This window comes from Peribacillus sp. YIM B13477, from assembly GCF_042787955.1.
Taxonomy (GTDB): domain Bacteria; phylum Bacillota; class Bacilli; order Bacillales; family DSM-1321; genus Peribacillus; species Peribacillus frigoritolerans.
On record NZ_JBHZPD010000001.1, the window covers coordinates 1,211,846 to 1,231,617 of the forward strand.

The 19,772-nt window shown below is 39.6% G+C and carries 13 protein-coding genes, 1 other RNA gene and 1 pseudogene; 13 read left to right on the forward strand and 2 right to left on the reverse strand.

What is annotated here, in order from left to right; translation table 11 throughout:
* The first annotated feature begins 441 nt into the window (after window positions 1-441).
* From ACFX4H_RS05890 to ssrS, 5 genes are all read left to right on the forward strand, one after another.
* Entirely contained in the window at window positions 442-834 is a 393-nt protein-coding gene (locus tag ACFX4H_RS05890) for a sporulation protein (RefSeq protein ID WP_063591109.1), read from the forward strand.
* A 22-nt stretch (window positions 835-856) separates the two neighbouring features.
* Window positions 857-1,738, forward strand: coding sequence for a mechanosensitive ion channel family protein (locus tag ACFX4H_RS05895; protein ID WP_063591110.1), 882 nt, complete (start codon window positions 857-859; stop codon window positions 1,736-1,738).
* A gap of 461 nt (window positions 1,739-2,199) precedes the next feature.
* On the forward strand, window positions 2,200-3,453 hold the full coding sequence (locus ACFX4H_RS05900) for an MFS transporter (RefSeq protein ID WP_377434469.1): 1,254 nt from the start codon (window positions 2,200-2,202) through the stop codon (window positions 3,451-3,453).
* 208 nt (window positions 3,454-3,661) lie between these two features.
* Complete coding sequence (locus ACFX4H_RS05905) at window positions 3,662-5,143, forward strand: UDP-N-acetylmuramoyl-L-alanyl-D-glutamate--2,6-diaminopimelate ligase (RefSeq protein ID WP_249597900.1); 1,482 nt, start codon at window positions 3,662-3,664, stop codon at window positions 5,141-5,143.
* Between the two features lie 111 nt (window positions 5,144-5,254).
* Window positions 5,255-5,441, forward strand: a non-coding RNA gene (ssrS, locus tag ACFX4H_RS05910) — 6S RNA.
* Between the two features lie 139 nt (window positions 5,442-5,580).
* On the opposite strand, the gene ACFX4H_RS05915 is transcribed toward ssrS, so the two are convergent.
* The gene (locus ACFX4H_RS05915) at window positions 5,581-6,123 is read right to left on the reverse strand and encodes a ribonuclease H-like YkuK family protein (RefSeq protein WP_249597901.1); all 543 of its coding nucleotides are present in this window, start codon (window positions 6,121-6,123) and stop codon (window positions 5,581-5,583) included.
* 865 nt (window positions 6,124-6,988) lie between these two features.
* Between ACFX4H_RS05915 and ACFX4H_RS05920 the strand changes: the two genes are divergently transcribed.
* The 5 genes and pseudogenes from ACFX4H_RS05920 to ACFX4H_RS05940 all read left to right on the forward strand — a co-directional run.
* Window positions 6,989-8,194 carry a nitrate/nitrite transporter gene (locus tag ACFX4H_RS05920; protein WP_377434473.1) on the forward strand — a complete coding sequence of 402 codons (1,206 nt, stop codon included), beginning with the start codon at window positions 6,989-6,991 and terminating at the stop codon, window positions 8,192-8,194.
* A 54-nt stretch (window positions 8,195-8,248) separates the two neighbouring features.
* A complete protein-coding gene (nirB, locus tag ACFX4H_RS05925) occupies window positions 8,249-10,570 on the forward strand; it encodes a nitrite reductase large subunit NirB (protein ID WP_377434476.1) in 2,322 nt (773 codons plus the stop codon).
* A gap of 106 nt (window positions 10,571-10,676) precedes the next feature.
* Window positions 10,677-12,827 (forward strand): assimilatory nitrate reductase catalytic subunit NasC, encoded by a 2,151-nt coding sequence (gene nasC / locus ACFX4H_RS05930; protein ID WP_377434479.1) that lies wholly within the window; start codon window positions 10,677-10,679, stop codon window positions 12,825-12,827.
* A 103-nt stretch (window positions 12,828-12,930) separates the two neighbouring features.
* Window positions 12,931-13,701 (forward strand): uroporphyrinogen-III C-methyltransferase, encoded by a 771-nt coding sequence (cobA, locus tag ACFX4H_RS05935; protein WP_377434481.1) that lies wholly within the window; start codon window positions 12,931-12,933, stop codon window positions 13,699-13,701.
* Between the two features lie 344 nt (window positions 13,702-14,045).
* Window positions 14,046-14,235, forward strand: a pseudogene (locus tag ACFX4H_RS05940) (transposase); the annotation flags it as partial.
* A gap of 238 nt (window positions 14,236-14,473) precedes the next feature.
* Here the strand turns inward: ACFX4H_RS05940 and ACFX4H_RS05945 are convergent.
* A complete protein-coding gene (locus tag ACFX4H_RS05945) occupies window positions 14,474-14,800 on the reverse strand; it encodes a MerR family transcriptional regulator (RefSeq protein ID WP_034311054.1) in 327 nt (108 codons plus the stop codon).
* A 204-nt stretch (window positions 14,801-15,004) separates the two neighbouring features.
* On the opposite strand from ACFX4H_RS05945, the gene nirB (ACFX4H_RS05950) reads away from it, so the two are divergent.
* The 3 genes from nirB (ACFX4H_RS05950) to ACFX4H_RS05960 all read left to right on the forward strand — a co-directional run bounded on the left by nirB (ACFX4H_RS05950) (window position 15,005) and on the right by ACFX4H_RS05960 (window position 19,577).
* The gene (gene nirB / locus ACFX4H_RS05950) at window positions 15,005-17,419 is read left to right on the forward strand and encodes a nitrite reductase large subunit NirB (protein ID WP_249597905.1); all 2,415 of its coding nucleotides are present in this window, start codon (window positions 15,005-15,007) and stop codon (window positions 17,417-17,419) included.
* A 17-nt stretch (window positions 17,420-17,436) separates the two neighbouring features.
* Entirely contained in the window at window positions 17,437-17,754 is a 318-nt protein-coding gene (gene nirD / locus ACFX4H_RS05955; RefSeq protein ID WP_034306766.1) for a nitrite reductase small subunit NirD, read from the forward strand.
* 206 nt (window positions 17,755-17,960) lie between these two features.
* Window positions 17,961-19,577, forward strand: coding sequence for a family 14 glycosylhydrolase (locus ACFX4H_RS05960; protein ID WP_328138029.1), 1,617 nt, complete (start codon window positions 17,961-17,963; stop codon window positions 19,575-19,577).
* Window positions 19,578-19,772: the final 195 nt, after the last annotated feature.

Below are 19,772 nucleotides of genomic sequence, written 5' to 3' on the forward strand. Positions count from 1 at the left end.
AGGTTACATACTTCCTATTCCACGAACTGGCCTATTTAAAACCTGGCAGTTCATTCTTTCACTGGACAAGTTCATTCATTATATTTTCATTAATATCAAGATATGTTCAAAGAACTCGAATTACCCAGGCAGATCCGGAAAAAATAAAATATAAAGGTTTGACAAACTTTCTAATTCTACCGTATTATAAATTATATACTTGAATACATTCTCCAAAGGGGAGTAGCTTTTACAACAATGTCGTCATTACGGAGCTCTTTGCTCTCGGTGTTGTTGGCAGCATATCGTTGTTAGCCAGACCTTACCTATTGGTAAAGGTCTATTTTGTTTTAGTAAACCTTTACCAAAGTGGTAAAGGTTTTTTTTGTAGTCCCCTTAAGGAAATGTATAAACATGTAGGTTTTAATAGAAAAACAAATAAATATAAATGGAGTGTATTCTTTGATACTTAGAAAATCTTTGCTACTTTTAGGAATAGGTTCTGCACAAATAGATTTAATCCTTCCGAAAAATACGTATAAATCCGGTGAATGCATAAATGGATATTTTTTGATTAAGGGTGGTACCCTTGCGCAAAGAATAAGAAGGATTGAATGTGATTTGATCATGGATACTCATTCTACGGGAATGGAAGAGATCCTTAAAACGAGCACCATTTTGTCTACAAGGGAGATAAATTCAGGGGAAAGCAACGAAATTCCTTTCAACTTTTGTCTGCCTATTTTGAAGGAGCCTTATAAGCGAGGGGTATCCTATCGCCTTAAAACGAGACTTGTCCTTGATAAAGGGATAATCGGAAAGGATGATGACTGGATTTTAATCGAATCTGAATAAACGTGAAAATGGAGGTGAAAACATGAATATCTTGAAATTTTCTGAGCTTGCTGTGGATTACTGGGAAGAATTTTTATTATTGAGGCTTTTCATATTGGCTATACTGTTATTGGCTGTTTATTATATTTTGAATAAACTGGTTGAATGGTTCTTTATAAGATCCAATTTTTTCGACGAAGAAGTCGAAAAAACGATACAGGGGGTTACCCGTTCTTCTCTTAGGTACGGTATATCCGGGCTTTTCCTTATATATTTGATTGGACAGTTTATAGACCTAAAAGGAATTTTAGCCGGAGCTGGTATTTTAGGGGTCGTGATCGGATTTGCCGCTCAGCAAATGCTTAAGGACATCTTATTGGGATTTGTAAGGCTTTCGGATAATGAATTCCGAGTCGGGAATTTCGTGACATTCAACGGGACAAGTTCCGGGACGATTGAGGAAATCGGCATCCGGTTCATGCAGATCAGGGAATGGTCAGGAAAATTGCTGACCATCCCACATAGTGAAATCAGGACGATTCAAAATTTTAATAAAGGGAGAATGCGAATCATTGAACGAATTACAGTAAGTTACCAGGAAAATCCTGAAAAGGTAAAACGGCTGTTGGAGGATATATGTATTATCTGTAATGATAAGTATGGTGAAAGCCTTCTAAGGCTAGAAGATGGTACACCGGAAGAGGATTTTAGATACATAGGCATTACGGATTTAAATCCGAATCTAAAATATGTTGGATATGAACTATGCATAGTGGGACTTGTGAAACCTGATGATTACTTTGAAACATCGAGAAGCGTGAGGTTTGAAATGATGACTGCTTTACATGAGCATCAAATTCTAATGCCATCTTCCCATTTGCTTGTACAGGGCAATCCAAATCAAGAACGTTTATTGGAGAACTGAAAAGAAGAAACACATTCGCTTGAGATAATCCGGGAAAAGGTCATGAAAAAAATGATGGATAAGGTAACGAAGGGCAAAAGCCATATTCGGCGGCAGCCCTTTGAAGCTTAAGGATAGTAAGGGGCTTTCTTTTAAAGGAAGTCCATTTTTTATATTAGAAAAATAGACAAACCCATCCCAAAAAATAGTTTTATTTTATTAATTTCCCCCTTGATTTATCAGATTAAATAAATTATTATGAAAATAACATAAAATGGAAGGGTGACCTTTAAACAATGATCATTTAATCCTATTTTTTAAGAAAAAATGCGTGCTTAATACGAATTTTTTTTCTGGATAGGATTAGTCTGTACATTAAAATACAAACAGAGATCATTGTGTCCTTCGAATAGGGATATTTTGCCTTGTTAAATTTGTATTGTACTGCCTCCTGTCCAGATATTTCACAGGGGGTTTTTATATTGGCGAATAACACATCTGAAACATTAAATAATAAGGAACCTAACATTTTTAAAAATCGAGTGTTCCAGGCCATTATCTTCTCAGGGCTGTTTTTACAAATAGGGATATGGGTACGGAATTTTGCCGTTTTGTTATTCGTCATGGAGAAGACAAATGGAGATGCCTTTGCCATTTCCATGATATCAGTAGCAGAATTCGCACCCATTTTTATTTTTTCATTTATTGGAGGGACGTTTGCTGACCGCTGGAGTCCGAAAAAAACGATGGTTTGGTGTGATATTTTAAGTGCAATATCCGTATTTGCTGTGCTTATCTCACTAATCTTCGGCAGTTGGAAAATGGTTTTCTTCGCAACTTTAATTTCGGCGATACTTTCTCAATTTTCTCAGCCATCGGGCATGAAGCTATTTAAGATGCATTTGCCAGAAAGCCAAATCCAGACAGGGATGTCAGTTTATCAGACCGTCTTCGCAGTATTTATGGTTTTAGGTCCGATTCTCGGTACATTTGCCTTCCAATCTTTCGGGATAAACACCTCGATTGCGATTACTGGCCTGGCATTTCTACTTTCAGCTGGCGCACTCGCCTTTCTTCCAAAAGATCGCAAACTGAATGAGGGGACAGCAAAAACAACATTATGGCAGGAAATGAAAAGCGGTGTGAGCTACGTATTACGAAAAAAAGAACTGAGTTTGCTTGGTTTATGTTTTCTGGCTGCTGGGCTCGGACTGGGTTTCATTCAGCCGCTCTCGATATTCCTTGTTACAGAACAACTGGAACTGCCTAAGGAAAATCTCCAATGGTTATTTATGGTGAATGGGTTTGGTATGATTTTAGGCGGAGCCAGTGTAATGATTTTTGCCAAAAAGGTGGCACCTCAAAGATTATTAGCTTTCGGAATGCTTGTGAATGCCATAGGATTGGCGGTAATGGGGCTTTCAACAAATCTTTGGATTACACTTACTGCCGAGTTCTTTAATGGGCTAATGCTTCCTTGTATCCAAATCGGAATCAATACATTGATATTGCAGAGGACCGAGGGCGAGTTCATCGGAAGGGTCAATGGAATCTTAAGCCCATTATTCACTGGTTCGATGGTATTGACCATGAGTGCGGCAGGCGTGCTGAAAGAGCAATTTTCACTCGTCGCCATATTTGAAACCGCCGCTTTCTTTTTTATTCTAGGAATGTTTTTCATATTGCCATTGTACAATCAGAAGGCCGAAACGAAACCTCTGGAAGTTCAATCATAAGCATTTTGCGGTGTTCCAACACCTAAATACAGCTACAACCAAAAGAAAAGCAGCCAATTTTGGCTGCTTTTCTTTTTTTCTTTTTACTGTCATTAGAACTAACAAATTCTGGATTGACAATTATTTTGGGAGTACTGGTTCATACTAAAAATGGGCTTATTGGTACTTATGCAAAAATTAGTGAAAAGCTTACAAAGGAGAAAAGTTAATGATCCTTAAAGACATATTGAAAGAAGCGATAAACGGGGATTTGCCGAAGGACGTTGAACATATATCCATAACAGGTGTAACCGATAACTCTAAAGAAATAAAAAAAGGATTCCTTTTTGTTGCCGTAACCGGATATAAGTCCGATGGCCATAATTACATCAATGATGCAATTCGCTTAGGGGCATCGGCTGTGATTGGCAATCGCGATATTAAGGATTTGGAAGTTCCTTATTTAAGAGTGGAGAACAGCCGTAAAGCATTAGGACAAATCGCCAAAAGGTTTTATGGTGATCCCAGCAATCAAAAAATAATGATAGGAATTACGGGTACAAATGGAAAAACTACAACTAGCTATATGCTTCAGCAAATATTAGAAGAAAATGGAGTAACCTGTTCAGTCATTGGTACGATACAGCATATTATCAATGGAAACAAAGTCGATTCCCATAATACGACTCCAGGTACCATGGAATTGAATTCCTTGCTGGCTGAAAGTAGGGACATGGTTGTCATAATGGAAGTGTCTTCACATGGATTAGCTCAATACCGTTTAGAAGGAATTGAATTTGATTTCTGTGTCTTCACGAATTTGTATCATGACCATCTCGACTTCCATGGTACGATGGAGGATTATTTCCTGGCAAAATTACTGCTTTTTGAAAAATTGAAACCTAGTGGTCTTGCGATTATTAATGGAGATGATTTCTGGGGGGGAAAACTGCAAGAATACTTATGGGAGAAGAATGTGAGTGCCTTTGTTTTTGGAAAATCCAATCGCTGCGATTTAGCCATCACCAATTATAATACCGCAAGGAACCCCTTTATTTTATTGAATGAGAATCATGACTTTGTGAAAATTGAGTTACCTTTACCTGGACTTCATAATTTATATAACGCAACAGCTGCCTATTCCGTAGCGAAGATGTTTCCAATTTCAAAACAGGAAATTCTCACTTCACTGAAACGATTTTCCGGTGTACCAGGAAGGTTTGAAATATATAAGAAAGCTTCTGGGCCGACTATAGTCATCGATTATGCACATACTGCAGATGCCATTCATCACATGCTTCAAACGGCCAAAGAGTGTGGGGCCAAAAAGATTTTTCATATCTTTGGTTTCCGAGGTGGACGGGACACAACCAAAAGGGCTGAAATGGTTAAAGTATCATCGGAGCATAGTGATGTTTTGATTTTGACAATGGATGATCAGAATTCGGACGGAATTGAGGGGATGGAATCCACACTAAATAAACTGCTTAGCGATTACTCAGCTGGAAATGGGAAGGTTATTCCTGATCGTACCTTTGCTATCCAGGAGGCGTTACAAGCAGGAAAGGAAGGGGATTGGATTATCATTACAGGTAAAGGGATTGAGAGGTATGATCAGAAATTCGGACTGCCAACCATTTCTGACAAAGAAACGGTATTATATCTGCAAAATAAGGACCAAGGGGATTTTATCGGTTATTTTGATCAATAGTTGATTATAACGAAGAACTAATCCAACTTACATCGATTCCACAGCCATAAGCGATTTTAAAATGGTGATTATTAACATTGTAACATGTGAGTAATTCAGGTATTATAACAATACAAGCTGCACTGTTCGTAATGATAATAAAGTTTTAACCTTTAAGCTGTAATAGGGAGTTTTATATTGAAACAGGAATGTTATGCCTCGTCACTGACTTGGACAACAGGATTTTTTCTGCAAACACCCACTTTGAGGAGTGGTGGTTTAAAACTTTCTTACTGAATACGGCATTGGCGGCTTATATCTTAAAATGTTGAAGCCGGTCTCGTTCTGAGGCCGGTTTTTTGCTTTATTTAAAATTGCGTACCGAAAAAAAGTATGTACCGTTTTGCCGTCTGAAAATTCCCAAACCATATTGTGCAATTACATATTTTTGTAAACATTCACTCTTGTTTTGTATAACGGTTGGCATAACTTGAAGCTACGAAAGCATCCGGTTTGATTTTTGGTTCTACCCCCATGGATTCCATCCTGGCTACCATTTCTTTTACAAACTCACTGGTTTTGTTTCGCTTTCCAACCCCGATATCAATGTGACCTTCCATTGTGAACGTCGCACCTTGATATACAGCAGGCAGGACAATATCGATTAACTGATTTTTTCTTTCTTCCGTAAACAGTGATACGATTTCCTCTGTTAACGACAACTCTTGAGAAATACGTTCATGTAAATGCAGCATCCTTCTAGGGATCATCACTTTTCTTATACAACCCCATACACCATTTCCGACCTGCCGTATTACGATGCCTGTAATGAAAACCGTATGTTTTTTATGTACTTGCGAATCTGTCCCGACCATTAATTGATAGTTACCGGAAGGATTTAATTCCATAAACTCAACAATATGAACGAATACCTCTTCAAATGACATATCCTTTTTCTGAAGATTTTGAAATGGGGTGTTCTGAAATGGATATTGCTTCATATTATTGCACCTAACCTTTCCCTGGATAGAATCAGATTATTAAATATCTCATGCCGTTCATAACACATCATATGAAGGAGGTCCTTGTTTCGTGCCGTGGGAAGAACCCGCCTCTAAAGAAGAGGCAGTCATCATTTAAAGTTGATCTCGCTGAATGGATATCACCTCAAGTTTTATTTCTTCTATTTTAAACAAAGGCTCTTTTCGTAAAGATTGTTGTTTTTAAAACGAAACTATTTAAGGGTGATTGGAGCGGAAGTGCGAGACTCCTGCGGGAGCAGCGGGACAGGTGAGACCCCACAGGCGTTTACGCCGAGGAGGCTCACCGCCCGCCCCGCGGAAAGCGAGCATCTGGAGGGGAAATCAACCACACCGCACTACTTAGTAAATAGCAACAAAGTATGCGAAAAAAAAGACTGTAGGCAAAAGGAGTTCTATCTTATGTTAAACAAAGTTGTTTGGGAGCGGGTGGCTGGAATGAATTAACGGACAAATATAAAACTGGAAACAAACTCCATTATAGTCGGGTTTATCTACAGGCTGGAAGAGAAGCTTAAGCATTAGGCTTCTCTTTTTTTGTATGGAGAATATTTCAAAATGTTATTGGAGTTTATGCCGGCCATAACTGAAAAGTTAAACAAGCCTGTAACTTTACATCACCTAAGTAAACCACAATATCATGCGATTTATATAAGAAAAAGGAAATGAATTTATTAAATTTTGACCAATACCTACTTTAAAGTATTCACATTTAATAACTTACAAAAAAAGTGTGTGATGTTTTCTTACATAAACAAAGAAATCTTACTTTTATAAGAGTAAAATAAACGAATATTCAATTAATAAAGTATTGGAGAGATGAAAAATGAAAATATCTGAATTGAAAAAAAGCGGTCATGCTCCGTCATTATTAGCTTCATTCCTTTATTTTGATATCAGTTTTATGATTTGGGTATTATTAGGGGCACTCGGTGTCTATATTACAAAGGATTTCGGACTTTCCCCAGCTGAAAAAGGCTTGATTGTGGCTATTCCGATTTTGGGAGGCTCGTTTTTTCGAATCGTCCTTGGTTTTTTGACTGACCGCATCGGCCCGCGGAAAACCGCAATCGGCGGGATGCTTGTAACGATGATTCCACTTTTTTGGGGATGGTTATTCGGTGAAAGTTTAGCGGAGCTTTATTTAATAGGGATATTACTAGGGGTGGCAGGAGCAAGTTTTGCTGCAGCACTTCCAATGGCCAGTCGTTGGTATCCCCCGCATTTGCAGGGTCTTGCGATGGGCATTGCAGGTGCCGGTAACAGCGGAACTCTTTTTGCGACATTGTTCGGACCTCGTCTTGCAGAATCTCTTGGCTGGCATAATGTTATGGGATTAGCTTTGATTCCTTTAACCATCGTGTTTATCATTTATATTTTAATCGCAAAAGACGCGCCATCTCAACCGCCGGCAAAACCACTAAAGGAATATTTCAACGTATTTAAAATAACGGACACTTGGTATTTCTGTATTCTTTACAGTGTGACTTTTGGGGGCTTTGTCGGGTTCACTAGCTTTTTAAGCATCTTTTTTGTTGATGAGTATGGGTTAACACGAATAAGGGCGGGGGAATTTGTTACATTATGTGTCATCGCCGGAAGTTTCTTTCGTCCCGTCGGAGGATTTATTGCCGATAAAATAGGTGGAGTTAAACTGCTTATGTTTCTATTTATTGGACTCACTATATGTATGTTTGGGATTAGTTTTCTTTATTCTCTTACTGCCGTTACGATCCTTCTGTTCACCGGAATGCTATTTCTCGGTATGGGCAACGGAGCTGTCTTTCAGTTAGTTCCACAGCGATTTTCTAAAGAAATAGGTTTTATCACAGGGATTGTGGGAGCTGCTGGAGGTGTTGGCGGATTCTTGGTTCCAAACATACTAGGTACGTTGAAACAGATTACTGGCACATATGCTACAGGATTTTTAGTATTTTCCGCAGTTGGAATCGTGGCTTTGCTTATCCTAGGCCTAGCTCAGCTTTCATGGAGAAAAACGTGGGTACTCGGAAAGAATTCAGTTAAGATCTAGAACTTTGATTACTTAGTTTGGCTTTTTACAGTACTTGTTTTTGGGGGGGATAAAATGTATAAACAAAAACTGATCTTAGTAGGGAACGGAATGGCAGGATTACGTTGTGTTGAATCCATCATTAGTAAGGATCCGACTGCCTTTGAGATTACTATTTTCGGAAGTGAACCGCATGTTAACTATAACCGAATCTTATTGTCGACTGTGCTTCAAGGCAACACCTCTTTTGAAGATATTACGATAAATGATCGAGACTGGTATACGGAGAATAATATCCAATTGTTCACAGGTGAAACGGTAGTAAAAATCGATAAAGAGACTAGGAAAATAAAAACAGACAAAGAACGGGAAGTTTACTACGATAAGCTGATAATTGCCACAGGTTCTGTCCCGTTCATTCTTCCTGTCACAGGTGTGGATAAAGAAGGCGTCATTGCATTTCGGACGATTGAAGATTGCCAAAAGATGATTGAAACTTCACGCAAACATAAAAAAGCAGTCGTCATCGGAGGCGGTTTGTTAGGTTTGGAAGCAGCGAGAGGCCTGTTAAACCTTGGTATGGAAGTGCATGTCGTTCATATCGCAGACTATTTAATGGAAAGGCAGCTCGATTCAACGGCATCACTTTTACTGCAAAAAGAGTTGGAAAACCAGGGAATGAACTTTCTTTTAAAAAAGGAAACACAGGAGTTAATCGGTAACGAGCGTGTAGAGCGCGTCCGTTTTAAAGATGGAACGGAGCTGGATGCAGATTTGGTCGTTATGGCTGCGGGAGTCAGACCGAATATTCAGTTGGCCAAAGAAAGCGGAATTGATACAAATCGTGCGATTATTGTAAATGACTATTTAGAAACCAGCATCCAAGATATTTATGCGGTTGGCGAATGTGCTGAACATCAAGGCATGGTTTATGGGCTTGTTAAACCTCTATACGAACAAGGTGAAGTGCTGGCAAAGCATATTTGTGAGATGAAATGCAGCGGATACCAAGGCTCGGTCCTTTCGACCCAGTTGAAAATATCAGGAGTTGAGCTATTTTCTGTTGGTGATTTCCTTGGTGACGAAACAACTAAATCCATCACAACTTTTGACGAATTGGATAGTGTTTATAAAAAGTTGGTTTTTCAAGGAAGAAAAATCATAGGTGCTGTGCTTTATGGAGATACAAACAACAGCTCACGATTACTCGATATGATTGTAAAGCGGCAAGAAATATCATCAGAGGAAAGGCGTTCAATGTTCCAGTCACCAAAAACGGCTGAGGGATTAATCGCTTCGATGGCAAATCATGAAATCATTTGCCATTGTAATGCTGTTTCAAAAGGGAGAATCATTGAAGCGGTTCAAAATAAGGGATTAACGACAGTGGAACAAGTTAAACAATGCACAAAGGCTTCCGGTTCTTGCGGCGGATGTAAGCCGGCAGTGACCGAGCTTTTGACCTATATTCAAAGTAATCTTACTACTCAGGAAGAGAAACAAACTGCATTTTGCTCATGTACGAAATTAACGGAAGATGAAGTTGTGTATAAAATGCAACTCCAAGACGTATCGACTGTCCAAGAAGCGATGGATGCTCTTGAATGGGAAAATACAAAAGGTTGTTCAACTTGCAGGCCTGCATTGAGCTATTATTTAGGGATGATTCATCCAGAGTACGAGATCAGACAGCAAACTCTTTTCATAAACGAAAAAAAGAATGCAACAGTTCAAAGTGATAACCGATACTCAGTTATCCCGCAAATGTACGGCGGGATGACGAATGCAAAAGACTTGCGAAAAATTGCTAATGTTGCCGATAAATATAAAATATCCCAGGTTGCGATAACAAGTGAACAAAGGATTCATTTAATGGGGGTGAAAAAAGAAGATCTCCCAGGTGTGTGGGCTGATTTAGATATGCCGTTAAGTTCGAAATATGGTAACACCGTTCAAAACGTCAAAACATGTATCGGTGAACATGTTTGCTCTTGTAATAAACAGCAATCCCTATTACTTGCTGTAGATTTGGAAAAAAGATTGGAGCAAGTATCTACACCATACCGTATAAAGATGGGCATATCCGCTTGTATGCATAACGGTGCAGGATCAACAACGAAAGATATAGGTGTTATGGGCATTGACAGGGGCTGGGAAATATATGTGGGCGGAAGCAGCGGGCGTGATGCACGTGCAGGTGAACTGCTATGTGTAGCCGGCACAAATGAAGAAGCCATTGAAATCATCATCGGCTTTATTCAATATTATCGGGAAACAGCCAACTACTTAGAACGGACTTGGCAATGGATTGAACGATTGGGATTAATTCATGTTAGAGAAATATTGTTTGATAATGAACTTAATCAGCAACTATCTCAACGATTGGAACTGGCCTAGATCAGGGAATGAACAAAGGGGAAAACTAGATGCAAGACTTAGTAAGCGGTTAAATGTTTGTACCATGAAAAATCCATAGAAATCCATGAGTAAAGGGTGAGGAGCCTTGACCGAATTATTATTAAAGTATTTCCGCACGAAGCAACAAGAGGTCCAATCAGAAAAACGATATGATACACAATGTCCATTTTGCAGCATGCAATGTAAGATGCAGCTGCTGGAACAAACAATAGTAACAAGAAAAAAGTATCTGACGATTGGAAAAGATAATCCAACCTCAGAGGGGCGCTTATGCATTAAAGGAATGAATGCACATCAACATGCTTTGCATAAAGATCGAATTAAATACCCATTATTGAAAAAAAATGGGGAATTTGTTCGAATATCATGGGAGGAAGCATTAAGCCACATTAAGGAGAATTTCACTAAAATACAAGCAGAAGATGGTGTAAATGCATTATCTGTTTATGGGAGTGCATCCATTTCAAATGAAGAAGCCTATTTGCTTGGGAAATTTGCAAGGGTGGCTTTAAAAACAAAGTATATAGATTATAATGGCCGTTTGTGCATGTCTGCAGCTGCTTCGGCAGCCAGCCAAACATTTGGTATGGATAGGGGCCTGACCAACAGCTTATCAGAGGTTCCGTTCACAAAGTGCATAATCTTGGCGGGTACGAATATCGCGGAATGCCAGCCGACAATCATGCCGTACTTTGAGCAAGCGAAACAAAATGGGGCATATATCATTGCTATAGATCCCCGGGAAACAGCAACAACTAAAATGGCCGATTTACATCTAAAGGTGATACCTGGGATGGATGCCGCCTTGGCAAACGGATTATTGAAAGTGATCATTGAAGAGGATCTTATTGATGAAGCGTTTATCCGGGAACGTGCAAATGGCTATAAAGAAGTTAAAGAGTATGTTACATCTTTAGAGTTGGAGGAAATTGCAGAAATGACAGGGGTTCCAAGTGACCAAATCCAAAAAGCGGCTGCCATGTTCGGGAAAGAAGAATCAGGAATGATTTTTACAGCAAGGGGAGTTGAGCAGCAAACAGATGGTTCGGCCGCTGTCCGTAATTTTCTTAATATTCTTATTGTTACAGGGAAAATTGGAAAAGTGAATTCGGGCTATGGGGCCATTACCGGACAGGGAAATGGGCAGGGAGCAAGGGAGCATGGCCAAAAGGCAGACCAGCTGCCAGGGTATCGCATGATTGAAAATGAGGAACATAGATTACATATTGCAAGTATATGGGGAATTGATGAGGCTGAATTGCCACGTAAAGGTGTCTCGGCATACGAGATGATAGAGAAGATAAATGAAGGTGAAATTACCGGCATGTTTTTAATGTGTTCCAATCCCATTGTTTCTAATCCAAATGCTAACTTTGTCAAAAAGGCATTGAAAAAATTAAAGTTTCTTGTCGCGGTAGACATGTTCGTTTCTGAAACTGCTAGATTGGCTGATTTGATTTTACCTGCTTCGTCTTATTTAGAGGATGAAGGAACGATGACAAATTTGGAAGGACGGGTAACGTTGCGGGAAGCGAGTTTTTCATCACCTGGGGAAGCGAAGCATGATTGGCAAATCATTTGTGATATAGCTAAAGCTCTTGGGAAAGGGGAGCATTTTCCCTTTCAATCTGCAAATGAGATATTTGAAGAACTAAGAGTGGCAAGCCGCGGGGGAACCGCCGATTATTATGGTATAACGTATGATCGCTTAAGAAAAGAAGGAGGCATTTTGTGGCCATGTCCATCCATTGACCATAAAGGGACAAAAAGGTTATTCGAATCGTCTTTTGCCCACCCGGACGGAAAGGCGGCCATGGTTGTGGTTAATAACGTGCCCCATGTTCCAAAAGAAAAGCCATGTACGGAATTTCCGCTTTATTTAACAACAGGAAGAATCATGTCACACTATTTAACAGGAGTACAAACGAGAAAAAGCTCATCATTAGCCGCAAGAAATTTTGAATCATATATGGAAATCCATCCGGAAACAGCCAAGAATTATCATATTTTAGACAATACTTTGGTGAAAATTGAATCAAGGCGCGGAAGTATTGTTGTAAGAAGCAAATGTTCCGCAACGATTCGCCATGATACTATATTCGTTCCTTTTCATTGGGCAGACTCCCAAAATGTCAATCGCCTCGTTTCACAGGATTTAGACCCGACATGCAAAATGCCCGGGTTTAAAGTCAGCGCTGTAAAAGTACATCCTATATTAGAGTTAACGTCTCATTAAGGGGAGGGTATCTTCCCTTCACCATATTTTTTTTTGTTTCAATCATAATCGAAAAATGGAGCCTAATCACATTTCATGACTAAACAACAAAAGGGGATAAAGGATGGAAAAAGGTAAGGTCTATATTGTTGGTGCCGGACCTGGTGATCCGGACTTAATTACTGTCAAGGCAATCAAATGCATCGCGGCAGCGGATGTCATCTTGTATGATCGATTGGTAAATCGTGAATTGCTTTCATACGGCAAACCTGGAGCTGAATACATTTATTGCGGTAAAGCGCCTGGTATACATTGTGTCCCTCAAGAGGACATTCATCAATTGTTAATAAGTAAATCAATGGAGGGAAAAACGATTGTTCGTCTAAAAGGGGGAGATCCTTTCATTTTTGGTCGTGGCGGTGAGGAAGCAGAAGTGCTAGCAAAGCACGGAATTCAATTTGAAATAGTCCCTGGAATCACATCTGGAATCGCTGCGCCAGCTTATGCTGGAATTCCCCTGACTCACAGGGAATGGGGGAGTTCCTTCGCAATTGTCACAGGACACTGCGTGACCGGCAAACCTGATAACATCAACTGGCATCATTTAACACATGGTGTTGACACCATTGTTATTTATATGGGTATAAAAAACCTTCCATATATCTGTAGACAATTACGCACCTGCGGAATGAAGCCTGAAACTGCCATTGCAGTCATCGAACAAGGAACGACAGGTTTTCAACGAACTATTACAGGAACAATCGATTCAATAGTGGCGATCGTTACAAGAGAGCAGGTTGCCAATCCCGCCATGATCGTAATAGGAGAAGTGGTGAATTTATCCGAGAAATTATCATGGTTTTCCGAGAAGACAAAAGATAAGGAGTTCGCTTAGAAAAGGAATGATTACCTAGAAAACTTTTACTGTAATGAAAATGGAAAACTGGAAAGTCATCATGTCTTCAGTTTTTTTGCTTGTACAAATTTGGACGTTGATTTCCACTTCAGGCACTCGCTTTCCGCGGGCGGTCCGGGAGCCTCCTCGGCGCCTTTGCGCCTGCGGGGTCTCCCCTGGACTCGCTTTTCCCGCAGGAGTCTCGTACCTTCCGTTCCAATCAACTTGTTTTAACTTTTAGATAGTATCCTTTTGCCTAAAGTCTTCATTGTTTTAAAATAGCATTAATAAAACTTGAAGTGATCAGGATGCTTTCTTAACATGATTCTATTTAATGAGATCAACTGGTGCCAGCGAACCATTTGGTTCGTAAAATGGGGCTGCCATTGACTTTTCTTTCATTTATGATTTGGTGAAAGATATGTATTCAGAGGTAGGATGCTCAAGTATCGACCCGGTTATAGTAGTTAAACTGACTTCATTCAATATACCTTCGGAATTCGATCAATGCGTAAAACAATTATGAAGTTGAAACAAAAATGGCTTAACATAGTGGCTCGATGAGACCAAATCTCTTAACCTTTGGTCAAAATTCTAAGGGAATTTTAAAAGGGGTTCGGGATTTTTTAATTCCGAACCCCTTTTGTCTGCAAACTAACTGGACAAGAAAGTCATCATGTCCAGTTTAACAATGTTAACTACTATTTTAAAAAAGACAAGGGTTTATGGACAGTTAAAGTACATCGGTTAATTATAACGGTTGCTTAGAGAATCAATTACGCAGGCCAAAGTGTGCATTTAATTGGCCCTGCAGCATTTTTTTTCGCATTTTTTCCTGTTCAATTTTTCTTTTCTCTTTTAATTTTTCCTGTCTAATTTCATGGGTTTGCACTCCATCCTCTATTTTATCGGCGATTTCCACTAAAGCCTTGACGTCGGAAAAAGAGTATTTACGGTTACCACCCTTAGACCTTTCGGGGAAAACGAGTTTTCTTTCTTCATAATACCGGATTTGCCTATCGGATAGTCCGGTTAATTCTCTGACGACTCCTATGGAAATAACCTTTCTATCTATATAAGATTCTTTTTGCTGGACGATGAAAATCACCTCATTTTGGATTTATGCTGAATCAATAAGGATATTATATCCTAATTTTCTGAATATTTGTAATAAAAACTAACATTAAATATCAATTTTTAAAAACTATGTAAGATTTTATAACACACTAGTGGCAATAAAAAGTGACGTCACCTATAATCAATCATATCATCCTTTCAAAAAAATCTTATTGGAGGACAAAACATGTCTAAGCAGAAATTAGCACTAATTGGGAATGGTATGGCTGGAGTAAGATGTATAGAGGAAATTTTGAAAATTCAACCGGAAATGTTTGAGGTGACTGTCTTTGGTAGTGAGCCGCATCCGAATTATGATCGAATCCAACTATCGAATGTATTGCAAGGGGCTACGACGATAGATGATATTACAATAAATGATTGGAACTGGTATAAAGAGAACAATATTACACTTTTTTCAGGTGAAACAGTCACGAACATCGACACCACTAAGCAAATCATATATTCAGATGCTAATCGCGAAGTCGCATATGATCGATTGATTTTAGCTACCGGATCAATCCCATTCATTCTGCCGATAAAGGGGGCTGATAAAAAAGGAGTGACAGCCTTTAGAAATATTGAAGACTGCGAAGAGATGATTGAATATTCTAAAAATAATAAAAAGGCAGCTGTCATTGGTGGAGGATTGCTGGGTCTTGAAGCAGCAAGGGGGCTTTTGAATCTAGGTATGCAGGTAGATGTTATTCACCTTTCGGAATATTTGATGGATAGGCAGTTAGATCCAGCAGCAGGAAAAATGCTGCAAAGGGAACTTGAAAGCCAGGGAATGAATTTTTATCTCGGGAAACAGACTCAGGAGGTTTTAGGTGAAATTGATGTCAAGGGATTACGCTTTAGTGATGGCGAGGAAATCAGCGCTGACTTAGTGGTCATGGCAGTTGGGATTAAACCAAATGTTGCAATGGCCCAAAATTCCGGCATCCCTGTCAATCGAGGAATTATCGTGAATGATTATATGGAGACAAAGATCCCGAATATTTTTGCGGTTGGTGAATGTGCGGAACACCGTGAAATGGTGTATGGTTTGGTCGCTCCCCTATATGAACAGGGCAAAGTATTAGCCAAAAGGATTTGCGGACTGGAAAGCAAAGCTTACGAGGGGTCCGTGCTTTCTACTAAGTTAAAAATATCTGGTGTTGATGTATTTTCGGCTGGAGAAATTTTCGAGGATGAACAAGCCAAATCAATCAAGGAATTTAATGAATGGAATGGTACTTACAAAAAAGTAATGATTCGAAATGGGAAAATTTCTGGTGCGGTATTATTCGGGGATACAAAGGAAAGCAATATCCTATTGAGCATGATCAATAAAAATGCCGACGTTTCGGAATACTTGAATGCTGGAACAAGTGAACCCAGTGTCAGCCTTGTCACTTCGATGTCAAATGAAGAAATCATCTGTGGTTGTAATGGTGTAACGAAGGGTGATATTGTGACGGCTATCGAATCTAACGGTTTAACAAGCATTGAGGAAGTAAAAGGCTGCACAAGTGCTTCGAGATCATGCGGTGGTTGTAAGCCGTTAGTCGGTGATATTCTCGAGCTGACATTAGGCACTGATTTCAGTAAGTCAAACCAGAAGGAATCCATATGTACGTGCACCACTTTATCAAGAGATGAGGTTGTTGCCGAAATACGCGAAAAAAATCTGACACATACTCGTGAAGTCATGAATGTTCTCGGCTGGAATACAAGTGATGGGTGCTCTAAATGTAAACCGGCACTGAACTATTACTTAGGCATGATCCATCCTGTTGACTATGAAGATGAAAAAGAATCCCGCTATGTCAATGAAAGGCTTCATGCAAATATTCAAAAGGATGGTACATTTTCCGTTGTGCCAAGAATGTATGGCGGCGTTACAAATCCCGATCAATTACGGAAAATAGCAAATGTTGCCGATAAGTATAATGTTAAGTTACTTAAGGTAACAGGCGGTCAAAGAATAGATTTGTTCGGCGTTGAAAAAGAGGACCTTCCAAGCGTATGGGCCGACCTGGATATGCCTTCCGGATATGCGTATGGAAAAACGCTTCGAACTGTGAAAACATGTGTCGGTGAAAACTTTTGCCGTTTTGGCACCCAAGATTCAATCGGTCTGGGTATTGCCATGGAGAAGAAATTCGAACGTGTTGGCACACCGCATAAGGTTAAGATGGCTGTGTCGGCATGTCCTCGTAATTGTGCTGAATCCGGTATCAAAGATCTTGGTGTTGTCGGTGTTGACGGTGCATGGGAAATTTATATTGGCGGTAATGGCGGTACTCATTTACGAGCTGCTGAATTATTATGTAAAGTGAAAACAAGTGATGAGGTAATTGAAATTACGGGTGCGTACATCCAACATTATCGAGAGACTGCCAATTATTTAGAAAGAACGTCGGTCTGGGTTGAGCGTGTCGGGTTCGATACCATTAAGGCGATTATTGGTGATAAGCAAATAAGGATGGAGCTTAACCAACGTTTGGATGAGGCCTTATCCGTATTGCAAGAACCGTGGAAAGAAATCATTGAGAGCAATGCGATCCAAACCGGTTTATTTCAAAAAGTGAAAATTCCGGCTATATCAAATAAATGAATATGGGGGCAGCCTAAATGGGGAAAACACTTCAAAAGATAAAGATCTCAACCGTAAATGAAATGCCAAAAAACCTGGGGAAAACAGTAACGATAGGATCTCATGAAATTGCTCTTTTTCATTTAGCAAATGGTGAATTCCGGGCTATTGAAAATCGTTGCCCACACAAAGGTGGTGTTCTGGTGGAAGGCATTGTTAGTGGTGATCACGTATTTTGCCCGATGCATGACTGGAAAATCAGTGTCAAAAATGGAGAAGTCCAAAAACCTGATAATGGTTGTGTAAAGACATTCCATGTTGAAATAGAAGATGGTAATGTTTATATAGTTTTATAACCAGCTGCTCTGGATAGTCTCTTAGACTATCCATTTTTTCTTTGTCGATTTTTAAACTAAATTCCTCCGATGAAATAATTGATAAATATTTCCATAACAAATATAATTCTAGTAAAGGAATGAATAAAAAACAAAAAGATGTAAGCGTTTTTGGTGATGAACCGAAATTTAAACAAATAAAGTTATAGGGGAAAGGTTGGCGTTTCATGAACAAATTATCTGTTGGCGTTTTTACCTTTATGCTGTATTTTGTTCCTTTATCAAATACACCTGGAATGGCAGAAGTACAACCAGATTACAAGCTTTATGTGATGGCCCCATTGGGTGAAATAACAGATTGGGAGGCATTTAAAGCAGAGCTGACCCAGTTGAAGGAAAATGGAGTATATGCAGTTACGACAGATATCTGGTGGGGATTGGTCGAGAGTAAAAAAGATAATCAGTTTGATTGGTCCTATTATAAAAAATATGCTGAAACCGTGAAAGCTTCCGGTTTAAAATGGGTGCCCATTTTATCTACGCACCAATGCGGCGGTAATGTGGGGGATGATTGCAACTATCCCATCCCGAGTTGGCTCTGGAATAAAGACACTGCCGAAAACATGGCTTTCAAAAGTGAAAGTGGTTTCTGGAATAAGGAAGTACTTGCTCCTTGGTGGGAAGGCACAGCCGGTCAGTATAATGAATTGTACAAGTCCTTTTCAGAGAACTTTGCTGATAAGAAGGATTTAATAGCAAAAATATATCTAAGTGCAGGACCGGCAGGGGAATTAAGATATCCCTCCTACCAGAATGCAGATGGCTGGGGTTATCCCGAGAGGGGACAGCTTCAAGTTTATACAGAAGGAGCAAAACGGGATTTCAGGCTTGCCATGAGAGAAAAATATTCCACGATAAAAAAATTAAATGCTGCTTGGGGCAAAACGTATAAAAACTGGAATGAGATTCAGCCGCCAGCAAATGGGGATGAATTTTTCACCAGGGGCGGAGCAATCGACACTAGATTTGGATACGATTTTATGCAGTGGTATCAAGGAGCACTCGAAAAGCATCTTGCAAAAATCTCGAAGTTTGCCCATAAACATTTTGATGAAGTCTTTGGCGTGCCAATTGGAGCTAAAATCTCAGGAGTCCATTGGAAAATGAATGATCCAGTAATGCCGCATTCTGCAGAGTATAGTGCCGGGTACCATAACTACTCCAAATTATTGAATCAATTTAAGAAATCGAATATGGCCCTCACATTCACCTGTCTGGAAATGGGAGATCAAGACGCACATACTGCACCGTCCTATAGCGCCCCTAAGACTTTGGTGACCCATATTGCCTCTTTAGCTAATGAAAAAGGAATTTCTTTAAACGGGGAAAACGCACTCCCTCTCATCGATAATGAATGGGGCTTTGACAATGTGGCAGAAATGGTTTTTAACCATGGTTTTGAGGGATTTACATTGCTTAGGATGTCTTATTTATTCGACGATGAAGGAAATCCAACTAATGAGTTCAGGATGATGGCTGATAAATTGGAAGGCAAGTCGATTCCCGTTACATTCACAGTTGAAAATGTACCTGCCACACAGGGAGTTTACTTAATTGGGGACAGAGGGGAAATCGGCCGATGGAATCCTGAAGATTACGAATATAAACTCACTCAAAACACAGAAGGCAGCTGGAGTGGAACATTTCGCTTAGCTGCAGATCGATTCTATGAATTCAAGTTCGTCTTAAAAGATGAAAATGGCACTATTACTTGGCAAGATGGCGAAAATAATAGGTATAAAACTCCTTTGAATGGAAAAGGAAACTATAAAACTTCATGGTAGATGGGTTAATAGGGCTATTCAGACGACAAAAGGTGGTTCGGAACGCTCTCACAACCATGATTGGTAAACGTAATATCCTTCTGTTTTTTTACTGCTTTGTATACATCAATCCCTGAATAGATTAAAGAAATTTGCGACAATCCTGCCGAATAACTGTTTGCCAAGCCGCTTTGCTTTGATGCGGCTTGGCAAACA

What these genes read in the sequence shown, in the direction of transcription:
- ACFX4H_RS05915 (WP_249597901.1), bottom strand. Translation starts at nt 6,123, where the DNA reads ATGAAGCAATATCCATTTCAGAACACCCCATTTCAAAATCTTCAGAAA.
- nirB (WP_377434476.1), top strand. Translation starts at nt 8,249, where the DNA reads ATGTATAAACAAAAACTGATCTTAGTAGGGAACGGAATGGCAGGATTA.
- ACFX4H_RS05960 (WP_328138029.1), top strand. Translation starts at nt 17,961, where the DNA reads ATGAACAAATTATCTGTTGGCGTTTTTACCTTTATGCTGTATTTTGTT.
- ACFX4H_RS05905 (WP_249597900.1), top strand. Translation starts at nt 3,662, where the DNA reads ATGATCCTTAAAGACATATTGAAAGAAGCGATAAACGGGGATTTGCCG.
- nirD (WP_034306766.1), top strand. Translation starts at nt 17,437, where the DNA reads ATGGGGAAAACACTTCAAAAGATAAAGATCTCAACCGTAAATGAAATG.
- ACFX4H_RS05895 (WP_063591110.1), top strand. Translation starts at nt 857, where the DNA reads ATGAATATCTTGAAATTTTCTGAGCTTGCTGTGGATTACTGGGAAGAA.
- cobA (WP_377434481.1), top strand. Translation starts at nt 12,931, where the DNA reads ATGGAAAAAGGTAAGGTCTATATTGTTGGTGCCGGACCTGGTGATCCG.
- ACFX4H_RS05920 (WP_377434473.1), top strand. Translation starts at nt 6,989, where the DNA reads ATGAAAATATCTGAATTGAAAAAAAGCGGTCATGCTCCGTCATTATTA.
- nirB (WP_249597905.1), top strand. Translation starts at nt 15,005, where the DNA reads ATGTCTAAGCAGAAATTAGCACTAATTGGGAATGGTATGGCTGGAGTA.